This is a genomic window from Enterobacter sp. fkY84-1 (assembly GCF_052974705.1).
On the sequence record NZ_CP169393.1, the window covers coordinates 4,591,397 to 4,608,632 of the forward strand.

General features: G+C 57.1%; 12 protein-coding genes. 9 read left to right on the forward strand and 3 right to left on the reverse strand.

Going from position 1 to position 17,236, the window contains the following annotated elements; genetic code table 11:
• Positions 1 to 19: 19 nt before the first annotated feature.
• The gene (locus ACEPLT_RS21980) at positions 20 to 2,884 is read left to right on the forward strand and encodes an autotransporter outer membrane beta-barrel domain-containing protein (protein ID WP_232929217.1); all 2,865 of its coding nucleotides are present in this window, start codon (positions 20 to 22) and stop codon (positions 2,882 to 2,884) included.
• A gap of 40 nt (positions 2,885 to 2,924) precedes the next feature.
• Here the strand turns inward: ACEPLT_RS21980 and ACEPLT_RS21985 are convergent, their stop codons facing one another.
• Positions 2,925 to 3,719 carry a DeoR/GlpR family DNA-binding transcription regulator gene (locus ACEPLT_RS21985; RefSeq protein ID WP_021242785.1) on the reverse strand — a complete coding sequence of 265 codons (795 nt, stop codon included), beginning with the start codon at positions 3,717 to 3,719 and terminating at the stop codon, positions 2,925 to 2,927.
• Positions 3,720 to 3,753: 34 nt separating this feature from the next.
• The gene (locus ACEPLT_RS21990) at positions 3,754 to 4,650 is read right to left on the reverse strand and encodes a sugar kinase (protein WP_232929218.1); all 897 of its coding nucleotides are present in this window, start codon (positions 4,648 to 4,650) and stop codon (positions 3,754 to 3,756) included.
• Between the two features lie 155 nt (positions 4,651 to 4,805).
• On the opposite strand from ACEPLT_RS21990, the gene yihU reads away from it, so the two are divergent.
• The 7 genes from yihU (at position 4,806) to ompL (ending at position 13,542) form a co-directional block, all read left to right on the forward strand.
• Positions 4,806 to 5,696, forward strand: coding sequence for a sulfolactaldehyde 3-reductase (gene yihU / locus ACEPLT_RS21995; RefSeq protein WP_232929219.1), 891 nt, complete (start codon positions 4,806 to 4,808; stop codon positions 5,694 to 5,696).
• 17 nt (positions 5,697 to 5,713) lie between these two features.
• Complete coding sequence (gene yihT / locus ACEPLT_RS22000) at positions 5,714 to 6,589, forward strand: sulfofructosephosphate aldolase (RefSeq protein ID WP_232929220.1); 876 nt, start codon at positions 5,714 to 5,716, stop codon at positions 6,587 to 6,589.
• A 14-nt stretch (positions 6,590 to 6,603) separates the two neighbouring features.
• The gene (yihS, locus tag ACEPLT_RS22005) at positions 6,604 to 7,845 is read left to right on the forward strand and encodes a sulfoquinovose isomerase (protein ID WP_135345644.1); all 1,242 of its coding nucleotides are present in this window, start codon (positions 6,604 to 6,606) and stop codon (positions 7,843 to 7,845) included.
• A gap of 16 nt (positions 7,846 to 7,861) precedes the next feature.
• Positions 7,862 to 9,886, forward strand: coding sequence for an alpha-glucosidase (locus ACEPLT_RS22010; protein WP_232929221.1), 2,025 nt, complete (start codon positions 7,862 to 7,864; stop codon positions 9,884 to 9,886).
• 45 nt (positions 9,887 to 9,931) lie between these two features.
• Complete coding sequence (locus tag ACEPLT_RS22015; protein WP_025912315.1) at positions 9,932 to 11,314, forward strand: MFS transporter; 1,383 nt, start codon at positions 9,932 to 9,934, stop codon at positions 11,312 to 11,314.
• Between the two features lie 42 nt (positions 11,315 to 11,356).
• Positions 11,357 to 12,781, forward strand: coding sequence for an MFS transporter (locus ACEPLT_RS22020; RefSeq protein ID WP_032675668.1), 1,425 nt, complete (start codon positions 11,357 to 11,359; stop codon positions 12,779 to 12,781).
• A 74-nt stretch (positions 12,782 to 12,855) separates the two neighbouring features.
• A complete protein-coding gene (gene ompL, locus ACEPLT_RS22025) occupies positions 12,856 to 13,542 on the forward strand; it encodes a porin OmpL (protein WP_032637905.1) in 687 nt (228 codons plus the stop codon).
• 80 nt (positions 13,543 to 13,622) lie between these two features.
• On the opposite strand, the gene typA is transcribed toward ompL, so the two are convergent.
• Positions 13,623 to 15,446 (reverse strand): ribosome-dependent GTPase TypA, encoded by a 1,824-nt coding sequence (gene typA, locus ACEPLT_RS22030; protein ID WP_008501854.1) that lies wholly within the window; start codon positions 15,444 to 15,446, stop codon positions 13,623 to 13,625.
• 376 nt (positions 15,447 to 15,822) lie between these two features.
• Between typA and glnA the strand changes: the two genes are divergently transcribed.
• Complete coding sequence (gene glnA / locus ACEPLT_RS22035; RefSeq protein WP_008501856.1) at positions 15,823 to 17,232, forward strand: glutamate--ammonia ligase; 1,410 nt, start codon at positions 15,823 to 15,825, stop codon at positions 17,230 to 17,232.
• The last annotated feature ends 4 nt before the right edge of the window (positions 17,233 to 17,236 follow it).

A 17,236-nucleotide genomic window follows, 5' to 3' on the forward strand; every position in this document is an offset into this window, starting at 1 on the left:
TGAAAGAAAGGGGGCAGTCATGCCATATATAATGAAACACTCACCAGTCGCCGCTGCGATTTCGCTGGCGTTAACGTCAGCGCTATTTACCGCACATGCAGCGGTAATAGATTTTGCTAATTTACCTGCCTCCGGAGCGGTAACGGATTTGCCTGCAGAAATACAGGCGCTGATACCTGCAACGGCAAACGCGAACTTTAGCAAAAATACCGGCGATCCTAACTATGTCTACCAGTACAGCCCGGGGAATATCCCGATTTACGGAGATGGGATCACCCTCGAAGGGCCTGGGGCGGAAGCCTTTGAGCATTCCGTTACCGTTATTCAGAACTCCACATCCGGCAGCCCGGGGGTGATATTTGGTGACGATCTGACTATTCGCACCCAGTCAAAAGTGGCTGCCAATAATGGTAAAGACGTCGACGGTATTCGTACCCACGGGATGAACACGCCGGCCAACCCGGTATTTATCATTACCGGCGACCGCACCCACATCTACGTTAATGGCCAAAGCGGTGACGGCATCAATGCCGGGTACAGCTCCTTCAGTCAGGGTTCTCTCGGCTCCGCCAATATTTATGTGGGTGACGATCTCTATATCGAAACCACGGGCAGCACCGGGCGCGGGATTAGCGCTTATGCACTGAATGATGCCTCAAAGGCAAAAAATAACGTTATCGTCGGCGATCGTGCGCATATTGTGACGCGCGGGATTTACGCTGAGGGAATTCGTACCAACCAGAGCGGCTCATACGTCCGGCTGGGCGATGTGGCGACCATCGAAACGTACGGCACATCGGCCTATGGCCTGTACGCGGGCTCTGCGTCAAAAATTGAGCTAGGCAAAAGCGCGACGATTACCACCGACGCGGCCAGTGCCTCCGGGGTTTATTCTACCGGCTCGTCAACCATCACCCTTGATGAAGGCGCCACCATTACGACCAACGGTGCCAGTGCGCATGGCGTCTACGCGTACACCGGTGCGGTGAATCTGGGAGATAACGTCACCATTGCGGTAAACTGCAGCGAGAAAACCAGCAGCTCCGCGCAGGCGCCGCACGGGATGTATGCCTGGTCGCGCGGCGTGATAGCGCTCGCGGGTGGTGCAACCATTACCACCGCAGGCCAGCGCGACAGCGGTAGCTATGCCCTGAACGCCAGTAACGGCGGGGTGATTGATGCGTCCGCAGGAGGCAAGTTCATCCTCAACGGCGATATCCTTTCCGCAGGCGGCGTCGCGGCCACCAGCACGCTTCCGGCACAAAACAGTACCATTACGCTGACTATGGATGACAACTCCCTGTGGAACGGAGCGTCCTTCATTGAGAGCAACGCCGCGGGTACCGGTACTATCGCACTGACGATGAATGATGCCGTCTGGAATCTGCGCGACAGCTCCACGCTGACCAGCCTGACGCTGAATGCGGGCGGCACGATTAATTTCCAGCATGCAGAGGACGCGGCGTGGCAAACGCTGACCATCAAGGATGATTTTATCGGCAACGGCGGCAAGCTGGTCTTCAATACCGTGCTGTTTGACGACACTTCGGAAACGGACAAACTGATCGTTGAAGGCAACACCTCCGGTCATACCGGGGTGGAAGTGAACAACATTGGCGGTGCCGGCGCGCAAACCGTAGAAGGGATTGAAATTGTCAGCGTTGGCGGCAACTCTGAGGGGACGTTTGAGAAAGCCAGCCGTATCGTGGCGGGGGGCTATGACTATAACGTTGTGCAAAAAGGTAAAAACTGGTTTTTGACCAGCCTGGTCGAGCCCGTTGATCCTGTAGACCCACCGGTCGACCCCGTAGATCCACCTGTTGACCCAGTGGACCCGGTAGATCCGCCCGTTGACCCGGTGATCCCGCCGCAAGAGCCGGTCCCCCCAGCTGCACCACCGAAAAGCGAGCACCAGTATCGCCCGGAATTCGGCAGCTATCTGGCAAACAGCTATGCGGCCAATACGCTGTTTATGACCCGTCTGCACGATCGTCTGGGTGAAACGCAGTACACCGACATGCTTACGGGCGAGCAGAAAGTGACGAGCCTGTGGATGCGTAACGTCGGCGGTCATACGCGTTTTAACGACGGCAGCGGCCAGCTAAAAACGACCGCCAATCGCTACGTGCTGCAGCTGGGTGGCGATGTCGCCCAGTGGAGCACCGATGGCCTGGACCGTTGGCATCTTGGCCTGATGGCAGGCTACGGCAACAGCCAGAGCCGGAGCGCTTCCAGCCTGACCGGCTACCGCTCACGCGGTGAAGTGAATGGCTATAGCGTCGGTCTGTATGGTACCTGGTACGCAAACGAGGCGGATAAAAGTGGCACCTACGTTGATAGCTGGGTGCTGTATAACTGGTTCGACAATAAGGTAATGGGACAGGATCAGGCCACTGAGAGTTATCGTTCCAGCGGCGTGACCGCCTCTGTCGAAGCGGGCTATAGCGTTAAGGTGGGCGAAAGCGACCGCAACAGCTACTGGATCCAGCCGAAAGCGCAGGCCGTTTGGATGGACGTGCAGGCTGACGATCATCGCGAGCGCAACGGCACGCGGGTGAAAGACGAGACTCAGGGCAACCTGATGACACGTCTCGGCGTGAAGGCCTACATCAGCGGACATAACGCGATTGACGACGGTAAATCACGGACCTTCCAGCCGTTTATCGAAGCGAACTGGATCCACAACACCCAGCCCACGCGTATCCGCATGGATGACGTCAGCAATGAGATGCGTGGTACGCGCAATATCGGTGAACTCAAGACCGGCGTAGAGGGGAAGATTACGCCGCAGCTTAGCGTATGGGGCAACGTGGCTCAGCAGATAGGCGATAAAGGCTACAGCGATACGCAGGGGATGTTAGGGGTGAAATACAGCTTTAAATAACAATATTTAAGCCGCTGTTTGCTCAGCGGCTTTTTTTGCTTCAGGCAATATCATCGCTGGTACTGGCCAGGATGATTTCAACCTTACTGGATTTCAGGTGAGTTTGCAGAGCCGAGCCAGGCATCTCATCGGTGAAGAGTGCCGTGGCCTGCGCCACGTTGCCAATCTCTACCGCCGCGGATGCGGTAAATTTCGTATGATCGGCTGCGAGCAGAATGTGGCGAGCGTGGGCGATCATGGTTTTCACCACGCTGGCTTCATTGACGTCAAACTCCATCATCGCGCCGTCGTGCTCAATTGCCCCCACGCTGGTCACGAGATAATCCGCCCGAAAACCAGACACAAACGCCGTTGCCGCAGGCCCGATAATCCCGCCATTGTGCGGGCGCAGCGTGCCGCCAGGCACCATCACTTCAAAGCGCGGGTTTTTATACAGAATATGCGCCACCCGCAGGCTGTTGGTGATAATGCGCAGGTGGTTATGGTTGAGCAGCGCCCGGGCAACGTGCTCCACGGTCGTGCCGATGGTGATGAAAATAGTCGAGCCATCGGGAATATAGTCCGCAATGGCTTCGGCAATCGCCCGCTTCTCTTCGGTAAGCGAGACTTCACGCTGCTCGAACGCCGTGTTCACCACGCTGGATGCCCTGCCCGCCCCGCCATGATGACGCGTGATCAGCCCCTGCTCGCTGAGCTTACGGATATCCCGGCGCACGGTTTGCGTGGAAACATCCAGCAGCTGCGCCAGTTCATCAATGTTCATATAGCCGCGATCGGCAATCAGCGTCAGCAGCTGATCGTGACGCGGGTTGCCGGTCAGTTCGGTAAGGCTCATGGGCTGTCCTCTGAAAACCATCACGCCCCGCATTTTATACAAAAAGTGACAAAAAAGAGCGGGTTTGATCACAGTCAGGTATACCCGCGCGTCCACCGGGCTTCGTGCATTTCAGCGCTGCGACGGCGCTGGCAAAACGCACGGCGTCTGCGGCGGGCCATTTCTGCCCCAGGCTGACCGCCAGCGCACCGTGGAACACGTCGCCCGCCCCCGTGGTATCCACCACGTTCACCTCAAAGCCGGGCTGATGGCACAATGCGCCGTTTTCCAGCCAGAAGCACCCGTCTCGCCCCTGTGTAACATACACATGTCCATTTGTGAGCGTTTGTGCTTTTCTCAGGGCATTTTCTGTTTCGTCCCGCTGCGTAAGGCGCCGCAGCCCCGGCGCGGAGAAGGCCGCGTGATCGCTTAAAGCGATCAGCTCCGCGATGTCCTGCGGGGTGACATCCGCATCAAGCAACGTCGGAACGTCCTGCTGACGGGCCAGGGTAAATGCCTGTTTTGCCCCGTCATGCCAGCGCACATCGGCTAAGACAATATCCCACTGCGAGAAGTCGATTTCATGCAGCCAGTCTGCCGCCGCAGGGAGATCGGGGCTGGGGTAGTTGGCAATCACGCGCTCTCCGCCTGCGTCCACCAGCACCGCCGATTGTGACGATCGGGCACCCTTAAACACGCGCGTGTAGCGGGTCTTCACCCCTAGGGATTCCAGCTCCGCCAGCAGCCGTCTGCCGGTATCGTCATCCCCCACCCGGCCAATAAAATCCACTTCCGCGCCCAGTTTCGCCGCCGCCACTGCCGCCGTTGCCGCCGGGCCGCCCCCCACTTCCGTATAGTCTTTTGCGACATATTTCCCACCTTCTTTTGGTAAATCATCGAGATACCAGATGCGATCCAGCACGGTAATGCCGACACAAACGATGCGAGTCATGGTGATTCCTCCTGCGATTTCTGATGCCTTCATTTTAATTTCACCAAATGTTTAAAAAGTGACCCGTGTCAATTTTTTGACTATAAATTACAAATACGATCAAAAACAGACAACATAAACGCGCAAAAATTGACACGATGTGACAGGAGAAAGGCATGTCAGCAATCGCATTTATCGGTTTAGGGCAGATGGGCGCGCCAATGGCGATGAATCTGTTGAAGCAAGGCCACCAGCTTAACGTCTTTGACGTGAACCCGCAGGCGGTTCAGGCGCTGGCAGAGAGCGGCGCTCGGGCGGCGGCAACGCCCGCGCAGGCAGCAACGGACGCGGAATTCGTCATCACCATGCTGCCAAACGGCGACCTGGTACGCAGCGTCCTGTTCGGCGAGCACGGCGTGTGCGAAGGGTTATCCCGCGACGCACTGGTCATTGATATGTCCACCATTCACCCGCTGCAAACCGACGCGCTGATACGCGACATGGCTGAGCAAGGCTTCAACCTGATGGACGTGCCAGTCGGGCGCACCTCTGACCATGCCATCGCCGGCACGCTGCTCCTGCTGGCAGGCGGCACGGCGCAGCAGGTTGAGCGCGCCACCCCGGTCTTAATGGCGATGGGCAATGAGCTGATTAACGCCGGCGGGCCAGGCATGGGCATCCGCGTGAAGCTTATCAATAACTACATGAGCATTGCCCTGAACGCCCTTTCCGCCGAGGCCGCCGTGCTGTGCGAAGCGCTTGGCCTCTCCTTTGACGTGGCGCTCAAGGTCATGAGCGGTACGCCTGCGGGTAAAGGCCACTTCACGACATCCTGGCCGAACAAGGTGCTGAAAGGGGATCTTTCTCCCGCCTTCATGATCGACCTTGCGCATAAAGATCTGGGGATCGCCCTCGACGTGGCCAACCAGCTCCACGTTCCGATGCCGCTGGGCGCGGCTTCCCGCGAAGTTTACAACCAGGCACGCGCCGCTGGGCGCGGGCGCGAGGACTGGACGGCCATTCTTGAACAGGTTCGCGCATCTGCCGGGCTGAAAAAATCACACTGATACGAAAGGACTGAGGAATGACGATGTACACCCTGAAAGATATCACCCGACCTTCCGGCGGTTTTGCAATGCTGGCCGTGGATCAGCGCGAAGCGATGCGCCTGATGTTTGCCGCCGCAGGCGCGCCGGTGCCGGTAACCGACCAGAACCTGACCGATTTTAAGGTCAACGCGGCAAAAATTCTGTCGCCGTACGCCTCTGCCATTCTCGTCGACCAGCAGTTCTGCTATCGCCAGATTGTCGAGCAGCAGGCCGTGGCCAACAGCTGCGCGATGATTGTGGCCGCCGACGAATTTATTCCGGGGAACGGTATTCCGGTCGACAGCGTGGCGATCGACAAGAACGTCGACGCGCAAGCGGTCAAACGCGATGGCGGCAAAGCACTGAAGCTGCTGGTGCTGTGGCGCAGCGATGAAGATCCGCAGCAGCGCCTGGAGATGGTGAAAGCGTTCAATACGCTGTGCCACGATAACGGTCTGCTGAGCATTATCGAGCCGGTGGTGCGTCCGCCACGTCGCGGTGCCGCGTTTAACCGCGAACAGGCGATTATCGACGCGGCCAAAGAGCTGGGCGACAGCGGTGCCGACCTCTACAAAGTGGAGATGCCGCTGTTTGGCAAGGGCACGCAGCAAGAGCTGCTGGCGGCCTCGCAAAAGCTTAACGAGAACATCGCCATGCCGTGGGTGATCCTCTCCTCCGGCGTGGACGATAAGCTCTTCCCGCGCGCCGTAAGCGTCGCCATGCAGGCGGGGGCATCGGGCTTTTTAGCCGGTCGCGCCGTCTGGTCCTCTGTGATTGGCCTGCCGGACACCGAGCTGATGCTGCGTGATATTTCCGTCCCCAAACTTCAGCGTCTGGGTGAGATCGTCGACGAAATGATGGCTCGCCGTTAAGAAAGGATCCGAACATGAAATGGTTTAACACCCTGAGCCATAACCGCTGGCTCGAACAAGAGACCGACCGCATTCTCGATTTCGGTAAAAACGCCGCCGTACCGACCGGCTTTGGCTGGCTGGGCAATAACGGCCAGGTGCGCAGCGATATGGGCACGCATCTGTGGATCACCGCCCGCATGCTGCACGTTTACGCGGTGGCGGCGAACATGGGACGCCCCGGTGCATATGCCCTGGTTGAGCACGGCATTAATGCCCTCAACGGTCCGCTGCGCGACAAGCAGCACGGCGGCTGGTACGCCTGCGTAAACGATGAAGGCATCATTGACGCCTCCAAGCAGGGCTATCAGCACTTCTTCGTCCTGCTGGGCGCGGCGAGCGCCGTGACCACGGGTCACCCGCAGGCACGTAAGCTGCTGGACGATGCCATCGAGGTGATTGAGCGCTACTTCTGGAGCGAACAGGAGCAGATGTGCCTGGAGTCCTGGGATGAAGCCTTCAGCAAAACGGAAGACTATCGCGGCGGTAACGCCAACATGCACGCCGTGGAAGCCTTCCTGATCGTTTATGACGTGACCCACGACCGTAAATGGCTCGACCGCGCCCTGCGCATCGCCTCGGTGATTATTCACGACGTGGCGCGCAAAGGGGAGTACCGCGTTAACGAGCATTTCGACACCAGCTGGAACCCAATCCGCGATTACAACATTGATAATCCCGCCCACCGCTTCCGCGCCTACGGCGGCACGCCGGGACACTGGATTGAGTGGGGCCGCCTGATGTTGCACCTGCGCGCCGCGCTGGAAGCGCGCTTTGAAACCCCGCCGGAGTGGCTGCTGGAAGATGCAAAAGGCCTGTTCCACGCCACCATCCGCGACGCCTGGGCACCCGACGGCGCCGACGGGTTTGTCTACTCCGTGGGCTGGGACGGTAAGCCTATCGTGCGGGAACGCGTGCGCTGGCCAATCGTCGAGGCGATGGGCACGGCTTACGCGCTCTACACCGTCACCGGCGAGGCGCAGTACGAAGCCTGGTATCAGAAGTGGTGGGATTACTGCATCAAGTACCTGATGGACTACGAAAACGGTTCGTGGTGGCAGGAGCTGGACACCAACAACGAAGTGACCACCAAAGTCTGGGACGGCAAGCAGGATATTTACCACCTGCTGCACTGCCTGGTGATCCCCCGCCTGCCGCTGGCCCCGGGCTTAGCCCCTGCCGTCGCCGCCGGATTACTGGATAGCCTGGCCAAATAATAAAGACGGAGTGTTTATGCGTACCCTACACAATATTGACCTGAAAAATAACGAAAGTGGCTTCACCCTGCGCTGGCAGGACCGTCTGATTTTATCCCACACCGCGGATGCCCCTTGCCTGTGGATTGGCGCAGGCGAGGCGGATATCGAGATGTTTCGCGGCAACTTCAGCATCAAAGACAAGCTCAACGAAAAGATTGCCCTGACGGACGCGACCGTCACGCAGCAAAGCGCGGGCTGGGCGATCCGCTTTACCCGCGGCGATGCCGTAAGCGCGACGCTGCTGGTGGGCGTGGATGCGGAAGGCCGTCTGGAGCTGAAGCTGAAAAATGACGCCGCCAGCCATAACCGCATCTGGCTGCGGCTGGCAGCTCAGCCAGACGATCATATCTACGGCTGCGGCGAGCAGTTCTCGTACTTCGACCTGCGCGGCAAGCCGTTCCCGCTGTGGACCAGCGAGCAGGGCGTTGGCCGCAATAAGCAGACCTACGTCACCTGGCAGGCCGACTGCAAAGAGAACGCGGGCGGCGACTACTACTGGACCTTCTTCCCGCAGCCTACCTTCGTGAGCACCCAGAAGTACTACTGCCACGTGGATAACAGCTGCTACATGAACTTTGATTTCAGCGCGCCGGATTTCCACGAGCTGGCGTTCTGGGAAGATAACGCCACGCTGCGCTTCGAATGCGCAGAAACCTACGTCGATCTGCTGGAAAAACTGACCGGCCTGCTGGGGCGTCAGCCGGAGCTGCCGGACTGGGTGTACGACGGCGTGACGCTGGGCATTCAGGGCGGCACCGAGGTATGTCAGCAGAAGCTCGACGCCATGCGCGAGGGCGGCGTGAAGGTCAACGGCATCTGGGCGCAGGACTGGTCCGGCATTCGCATGACCTCCTTCGGCAAGCGCGTGATGTGGAACTGGAAGTGGAACAGCGCGCTCTATCCGCAGCTTGATGCGCGGATTGCGAAGTGGAAAGAGGAAGGCGTGCAGTTCCTCTCCTATATCAACCCGTACGTCGCCAGCGATAAAGATCTCTGCGAAGAGGCGTCGAAGCGCGGCTATCTGACCAAAAACGCCAACGGCGAGGACTACCACGTCGAGTTCGGCGAGTTCTACGCGGGCGTTATCGACCTGACCAACCCGGCAGCCTACGACTGGTACAAAGAGGTCATTAAAAAGAACCTGATCGAACTGGGCTGCGGCGGCTGGATGGCCGATTTCGGGGAATATCTGCCGACCGACACCTTCCTGCACAACGGCGTGAGCGCGGAGATCATGCATAACGCCTGGCCTGCCCTGTGGGCCAAATGTAACTACGAGGCGCTTCAGGAGACCGGCAAGCTCGGCGAGATCCTGTTCTTCATGCGCGCGGGCTATACCGGCAGCCAGAAGCACTCGGTGATGATGTGGGCGGGGGATCAGAACGTCGACTGGAGCCTGGACGACGGTCTGGCGTCCGTCATCCCTGCGGCGCTGTCGCTGGCGATGACCGGGCACGGCCTGCACCACAGCGACATCGGCGGCTATACGACCCTGTTCGAGATGAAGCGCAGCAAAGAGCTGCTGCTGCGCTGGTGCGACTTCAGCGCCTTTACGCCGATGATGCGTACCCATGAGGGCAACCGTCCAGGCGATAACTGGCAGTTCGACGGCGACGCGGAAACCATCGCGCACTTCGCGCGCATGACCACCGTCTTCACCACCCTGAAGCCGTACATCAAAGCCGCGGTCGCGCAGAACGCGAAAAGCGGCCTGCCGGTGATGCGCCCGCTGTTCCTGCACTATGAAGACGACGCGCGCGCCTACACGCTGAAATACCAGTACCTGTTTGGCCGCGATCTGCTGGTAGCGCCGGTTCATGAAGAGGGGCGCCGCGACTGGTCGCTCTATCTGCCACAGGACAGCTGGGTGAATGCGTGGACCGGGGAAATCTGCCGGGGCGGTGACGTGACCGTAGATGCCCCGCTCGGCAAGCCGCCGGTCTTCTACCGCCAGCACAGCGAATGGGCAGATCTGTTTAGCACCTTACGTCATATCTGATAAGGCTCGCCCGCGGGGCAACCTGCGGGCAGACGGAGAACAATAATGAGTCAACATACTTCCGATCCGGCAACCCTGCGCCTGCCGTTTAAAGAAAAACTCGCCTACGGGATGGGCGATCTCGGCTCAAACATCCTGCTGGATATCGGCACGCTTTATCTGCTGAAGTTTTACACCGACGTGCTGGGCCTGCCGGGCACCTACGGCGGGATCATCTTCCTGATTGCGAAGTTTTTTACCGCCTTCACCGATATGGGCACCGGGATCATGCTCGACTCCCGGCGCAAGATCGGCCCGAAAGGGAAATTCCGCCCGTTCGTGCTCTATGCGGCGTTCCCGGTGACCTTACTGGCGATTGCCAACTTCGTTGGCACGCCGTTTGAAATCACCGGTAAAACGGTGATGGCGACGGTGCTGTTCATGCTGTACGGCCTGTTCTTCAGCATGATGAACTGCTCCTACGGCGCGATGGTGCCCGCCATTACCAAAAACCCGGACGAGCGCGCCTCGCTGGCCGCCTGGCGTCAGGGCGGTGCTACGCTGGGCCTGCTGCTCTGTACCGTGGGTTTTGTTCCGGTGATGAACCTGATTGAAGGCAATGACCAGCTTGGCTATATCTTTGCCGCCACCCTCTTCTCGCTGTTCGGACTGTTTTTTATGTGGTGGTGCTACAAGGGGGTGACCGAACGCTACGTCGAGGCGCAGCCCGCTAACCCGGCGCAAAAACCGGGGCTGCTGCAGTCGTTTCGCGCCATCGCCGGAAACCGCCCGCTGTTTATCCTGTGCATCGCGAACCTGTGCACGCTGGGCGCCTTTAACGTCAAACTCGCCATTCAGGTTTACTACACGCAGTACGTGCTGAACGACCCGATCCTGCTGTCGTACATGGGCTTCTTCAGCATGGGCTGCATTTTTATCGGCGTCTTTATGATGCCCGGCGCGGTGCGGCGCTTCGGCAAGAAAAAGGTCTACATCAGCGGGCTGATGATTTGGGTGGCGGGCGATCTGCTCAACTACTTCTTCGGCGGCGGCTCGGTGAGCTTTGTGGCGTTCTCCTGCCTGGCCTTTTTCGGCTCCGCGTTCGTGAACAGCCTGAACTGGGCGCTGGTGTCCGATACCGTGGAGTACGGTGAGTGGCGCACCGGCGTGCGCTCCGAAGGAACGGTGTATACCGGTTTTACCTTCTTCCGGAAGGTCTCCCAGGCGCTGGCGGGCTTCTTCCCGGGGATCATGCTCACGCAGATCGGCTATGTACCCAACGTGGTGCAATCCAGTGGCACGGTTGAAGGGCTGCGGCAGCTGATATTTATCTACCCGAGCCTGCTGGCGGTCATCACCATCGTGGCGATGGGCTGCTTCTACAACCTCAACGAGAAGATGTATGTGCGCATCGTCGAAGAGATCGAACTGCGCAAACGTACGGCATAATGACGTGATAGAGCGCCCTGCGGGGCGCTTTGAGGATCGACCATGACACATAATACTGATCCGTTAACCCTCAAATTGAGCCTGCGAGAGAAGTGCGCCTACGGGATGGGCGATTTTGGCTCGAACCTGATGCTGTGTATTGGCACGCTGTATCTGCTGAAGTTTTACACCGATGAACTGGGCATGCCGGCGTTCTACGGCGGCATTATTTTCCTCGTCGCGAAGTTTTTCACCGCCTTTACCGACATGCTGACCGGGGTGCTGCTGGACTCCCGACGTAACATCGGCGCGCGGGGAAAATTCAGGCCGTTCATTCTTTACGCCTCCGTTCCGGTGGCGCTGGTGGCGACGGCGCAGTTTATGGCCAACGACTTTAGCCTGACGGTGAAAACGGCCCTCGCCACCGTGCTCTTCATGATGTTTGGCCTCTGCTATAGCCTGATGAACTGCGCCTACGGTGCGATGGTCCCGGCCATCACCAAAAACCCGAACGAGCGCGCGCAGCTTGCGGCGTGGCGTCAGGGCGGCGCTACGGTGGGGCTGTTGCTTTGCACCGTCGGCTTTATGCCCATTCAGGCGCTGTTCGTCCACCAGCCCTCACTCGGCTATCTGGTGGCCGCGCTGGTGTTCGTTACCGGCGGCCTGTTCTGCATGTGGTGGTGCTACAGCGGGGTGAAAGAACGCTACGTCGAGCTTACGCCCGATCACCATAAGCCCGGCATTCTGAAATCATTCTGCGCGATTTTCCGCAATCCGCCGCTGCTGGTGCTGTGCATCGCCAACCTGTGTACCCTCGCCGCCTTCAACATCAAGCTGGCGATTCAGGTCTATTACACCCAGTACGTGCTGAACGATCTGCATCTGCTGTCGTGGATGGGCTTTTTCAGCATGGGCTGCATTCTGATTGGCGTGTTTCTGGTGCCCGGCGCGGTAAAGCGCTTTGGCAAGAAACCGGTCTATCTGGGCGGGCTGGCGCTGTGGGCGGTGGGCGACGTGCTGAATTTCTTCTGGGGGACCAGCTCCCTGCTGTTCGTGCTGTTTTCCTGCATGGCCTTCTTCGGCACGGCATTTGTTAATAGCCTGAACTGGGCGCTGGTGCCGGATACCGTCGATTACGGCGAGTGGAAAACCGGCATTCGCGCCGAAGGGTCGGTGTATACCGGCTATACCTTCTCGCGCAAAATCTCCGCCGCGCTCGCCGGTTTCCTGCCCGGCATCATGCTGACCCAGATTGGCTACGTTCCCCATGCCGTGCAGAGCGCGGGCACGCTGCTTGGGTTGCGTCAGCTGATTTTCCTCTGGCCGTGCGGCCTGGCGATTGTTGCTGCCGTGACCATGGGGCTGTTTTATAAACTCAACGAAGCGCGCTTCGCCTTTATTATCGAGGAGATTGGAAAACGGAAGAAACAAACCGCGAATACCCCTGAGATAACCACCAACAAGAAAGCGTCAGTAGTCACTTTATAACAATAAATCCGGCCACTATGTCCTTCCTGTTTATCAGGAGGGAGGCCTTTCTGTACCTGATACATGGACAAATTATGAAAAGAATCATCACTGTACTGATCGTGTCGTCTGTGTCCTGCCCGGTATTTGCCGGGGCCTATGTCGAAACGCGTGAAGCCTACAATACGGCCTCAGAGATGCACGAGGTGATCCTGCGTGCGGGCTATAACTTCGATATGGGCGCGGGACTGATGTTCACCAACGCCTATAACGTGGGTAAATGGGATGAACTTAAGCACAGCTATAACGAAATCGAGGGGTGGTATCCGCTCTTTAAGCCGACCGATAAACTCACCTTCCAGCCCGGCGGGTTGATTAACGACAGCAGCGCAGGTTCGGGTGGCGCGGTTTATTTGGATACCAATTATAAATTTACGGACTGGTTCAACCTGACGTTCCGCTATCGCTATAACCATAACAATTACGATACGCCGGACTATAACGGGCAGATGGATAAGAACGACACGCACGAATTTGCCAACTACTGGAATTTCAAAGTAACGGATGCATTTTTCTACACCTTTGAACCGCACTTTTTCCAGCGGGTGAATGACTACCACAGCAAAAATGGCAAAGACCACCACTGGGAAATTACCAATAAGTTTAGCTATAAGATCGACAGAAACTGGCTGCCGTACCTCGAACTGCAGTGGCTGGACAGATGGAATGATTACAACCGGGAGCAGTACCGGATCCGTTTAGGGCTACGGTATTCGTTCTAATAAAAAAAGCCGCTGATCGCTCAGCGGCTTTTTCGTTGCCGGGTGGCGCATGCGCATACCCGGCCTACGGCATAACCGAATTACTCTTCTTTCGCACCGCGCATAGCACGTTTACGATCGTTCTCGGTCAGGTGACGTTTACGGATACGGATAGACAGCGGAGTCACTTCTACCAGTTCGTCGTCATCGATGAATTCCAGAGCCTGCTCCAGGGTCATCTTGATCGGTGGAACCAGAACCGTTGCTTCGTCAGTACCGGACGCACGCATGTTGGTCAGTTTCTTACCGGTCAGGCAGTTTACGGTCAGGTCGTTAGAACGGCTGTGAATACCGATGATCTGGCCTTCGTAAACTTCAGCACCGTGACCCAGGAACAGCTTACCGCGATCCTGCAGACCGAACAGCGCAAACGCAACCGCTTTACCCTGACCGTTGGAGATCAGTACGCCGTTGTTACGCTGGCCCACTTCGCCCGGACGCACGTCGTCGTAGTGGCTGAAGGTGGAGTACAGCAGACCGGTACCAGAGGTCATGGTCATGAACTCAGAACGGAAGCCGATCAGGCCACGGCTTGGGATCACGTAGTCGAGACGTACGCGGCCTTTGCCATCTGGATTCATGTTTTTCAGGTCGCCTTTACGCTCGCCCAGCGCCTGCATCACAGAACCCTGGTGCTGCTCTTCAACGTCCAGCGTCACGTTTTCGAACGGCTCTTGTTTACGGCCGTCGATTTCGCGGAAGATAACTTTCGGACGGGAAACCGCCATCTCGAAACCTTCACGACGCATGTTTTCGATCAGAACAGACAGGTGCAGTTCACCACGACCGGATACGCGGAAGGCATCAGCGTCTTCGGTTTCTTCAACGCGCAGCGCAACGTTGTGCACCAGCTCTTTGTTCAGGCGGTCAAGGATCTGACGAGAGGTAACGAACTTACCTTCTTTACCACAGAACGGAGAGGTGTTGACGTTGAAGAACATGGTAACGGTTGGTTCATCAACAGACAGGGCTGGCAGCGCTTCCACGTTCTGCGGGTCGCAGATGGTGTCAGAGATGTTCAGCTCGCCCAGACCGGTGATCGCGATGATATCGCCCGCTTCAGCCAGATCGCTGTCGATACGCTCCAGACCCAGGTGAGTCAGCACTTTGCCAACTTTACCGTTGCGGGTTTTGCCTTCGCTATCGATGATAGTAACCTGCTGGTTTGGCTTCACTTTACCGCGTTTGATACGACCGATACCGATGACGCCAACGTAGTTGTTGTAGTCCAGCTGGGAGATCTGCATCTGCAGTGGACCATCCAGATCAACATCCGGTGCCGGTACGTGATCGACAATCGCCTGATACAGCGGGGTCATGTCTTCCGCCATATCTTCGTGGTCCAGACCCGCGATACCATTCAGCGCCGAAGCGTAAATGATAGGGAAGTCCAGCTGTTCGTCGGTCGCGTCGAGGTTAACGAACAGGTCGAATACCTGATCAACAACCCAGTCAGGACGTGCGCCAGGACGGTCAACCTTGTTGATAACAACAATTGGTTTCAGGCCATGGGCAAATGCTTTTTTGGTCACGAAGCGCGTTTGCGGCATTGGGCCGTCAAATGCGTCAACCACCAGCAGCACGGAATCCACCATGGACATCACGCGCTCAACTTCACCACCGAAGTCGGCGTGCCCTGGGGTATCAACGATGTTGATACGGTAGTCATTCCATTTAATAGCGGTGTTTTTCGCGAGGATAGTAATCCCACGCTCTTTCTCCAAATCGTTGGAGTCCATCACACGCTCTTGAGTTTCGGCACGTGCATCAAACGTACCGGATTGCTGCAGCAGCTTATCAACCAGGGTAGTTTTACCATGGTCAACGTGCGCGATGATGGCGATGTTACGCAAATTTTCGATCACAACTTTGCCTCAGGCATTAGAAATAGCGCGTTATTGTACACGGATTAATCGCACTACAAAACAGGATCACAAACATCCTCCGCAAACAAGTATCGCAGAGATGCTTTGTGATCGCTTTCACGGAGCGAAAAAGGGCACTTTAACGAAAATTGCACCAATATGGTGCTCGGTGTTCAGACTGAAGCACTATACTGGTGCAACATTACCATTGTGGTGCAGCCCTTTTGCACTATGGTGCGCATGATAACGCCTTTTTGGGGTGTTTTAAAAGTTGGCACAGATTTCGCTTTATAAAAATTACATGGCAACAGCCAGTACAAACAGAAACTGAAGACCTCGTTACCACGACGACAATGACCAATCTGGAGAGTTAAGTATGTCCGCTGAACACGTTTTGACGATGCTGAACGAACATGAAGTGAAGTTTGTTGATCTCCGCTTCACCGACACCAAAGGTAAAGAACAGCACGTCACAATCCCTGCTCATCAGGTGAACGCCGAATTCTTTGAAGAAGGCAAAATGTTTGACGGCTCCTCCATTGGTGGCTGGAAAGGCATTAACGAATCCGACATGGTTCTGATGCCAGATGCAACCACTGCGGTCATTGATCCGTTCTTCGAAGAACCTACCCTGATCATCCGTTGCGACATCCTCGAGCCAGGCACGCTGCAGGGCTACGACCGCGACCCACGTTCTATCGCGAAACGCGCTGAAGAGTACCTGCGTTCTACCGGCATCGCGGACACCGTTCTGTTCGGGCCAGAGCCAGAGTTCTTCCTGTTCGATGACATCCGTTTTGGTGCCTCTATCTCTGGCTCCCACGTGGCTATCGACGACATCGAAGGCGCATGGAACTCCTCCACCAAATACGAAGGCGGTAACAAAGGTCACCGTCCAGGCGTGAAAGGCGGTTACTTCCCGGTTCCTCCGGTCGACTCTGCACAGGACATTCGTTCCACCATGTGTCTGGTGATGGAAGAGATGGGCCTGGTTGTTGAAGCTCACCACCACGAAGTGGCGACTGCGGGTCAGAACGAAGTGGCTACCCGCTTCAACACCATGACCAAAAAAGCGGACGAAATTCAGATCTACAAATACGTTGTGCACAACGTTGCGCACCGTTTCGGTAAAACCGCGACCTTCATGCCAAAACCAATGTTTGGCGACAACGGTTCCGGTATGCACTGCCACATGTCTCTGTCCAAGAACGGTACCAACCTGTTCTCTGGTGACAAATATGCCGGTCTGTCCGAGCAGGCGCTGTACTACATTGGCGGCGTAATCAAACACGCTAAAGCGATCAACGCCCTGGCGAACCCAACCACCAACTCCTACAAGCGTCTGGTCCCGGGCTACGAAGCGCCAGTGATGCTGGCCTACTCTGCGCGTAACCGTTCTGCTTCTATCCGTATCCCGGTGGTGGCGTCTCCTAAAGCGCGTCGTATCGAAGTTCGCTTCCCGGATCCAGCGGCTAACCCATACCTGTGCTTCGCAGCACTGCTGATGGCCGGTCTGGACGGTATCAAGAACAAGATCCACCCAGGCGAAGCGATGGACAAAAACCTGTACGACCTGCCGCCAGAAGAAGCGAAAGAGATCCCACAGGTTGCTGGCTCTCTGGAAGAAGCCCTGCAGGCGCTGGACGCAGACCGTGAGTTCCTGACCGCAGGTGGCGTATTCACTGACGACGCTATCGATGCCTACATCGCCCTGCGTACTGAAGAGAACGACCGCGTGCGCATGACTCCGCATCCGGTTGAGTTCGAACTGTACTACAGCGTTTAATTAA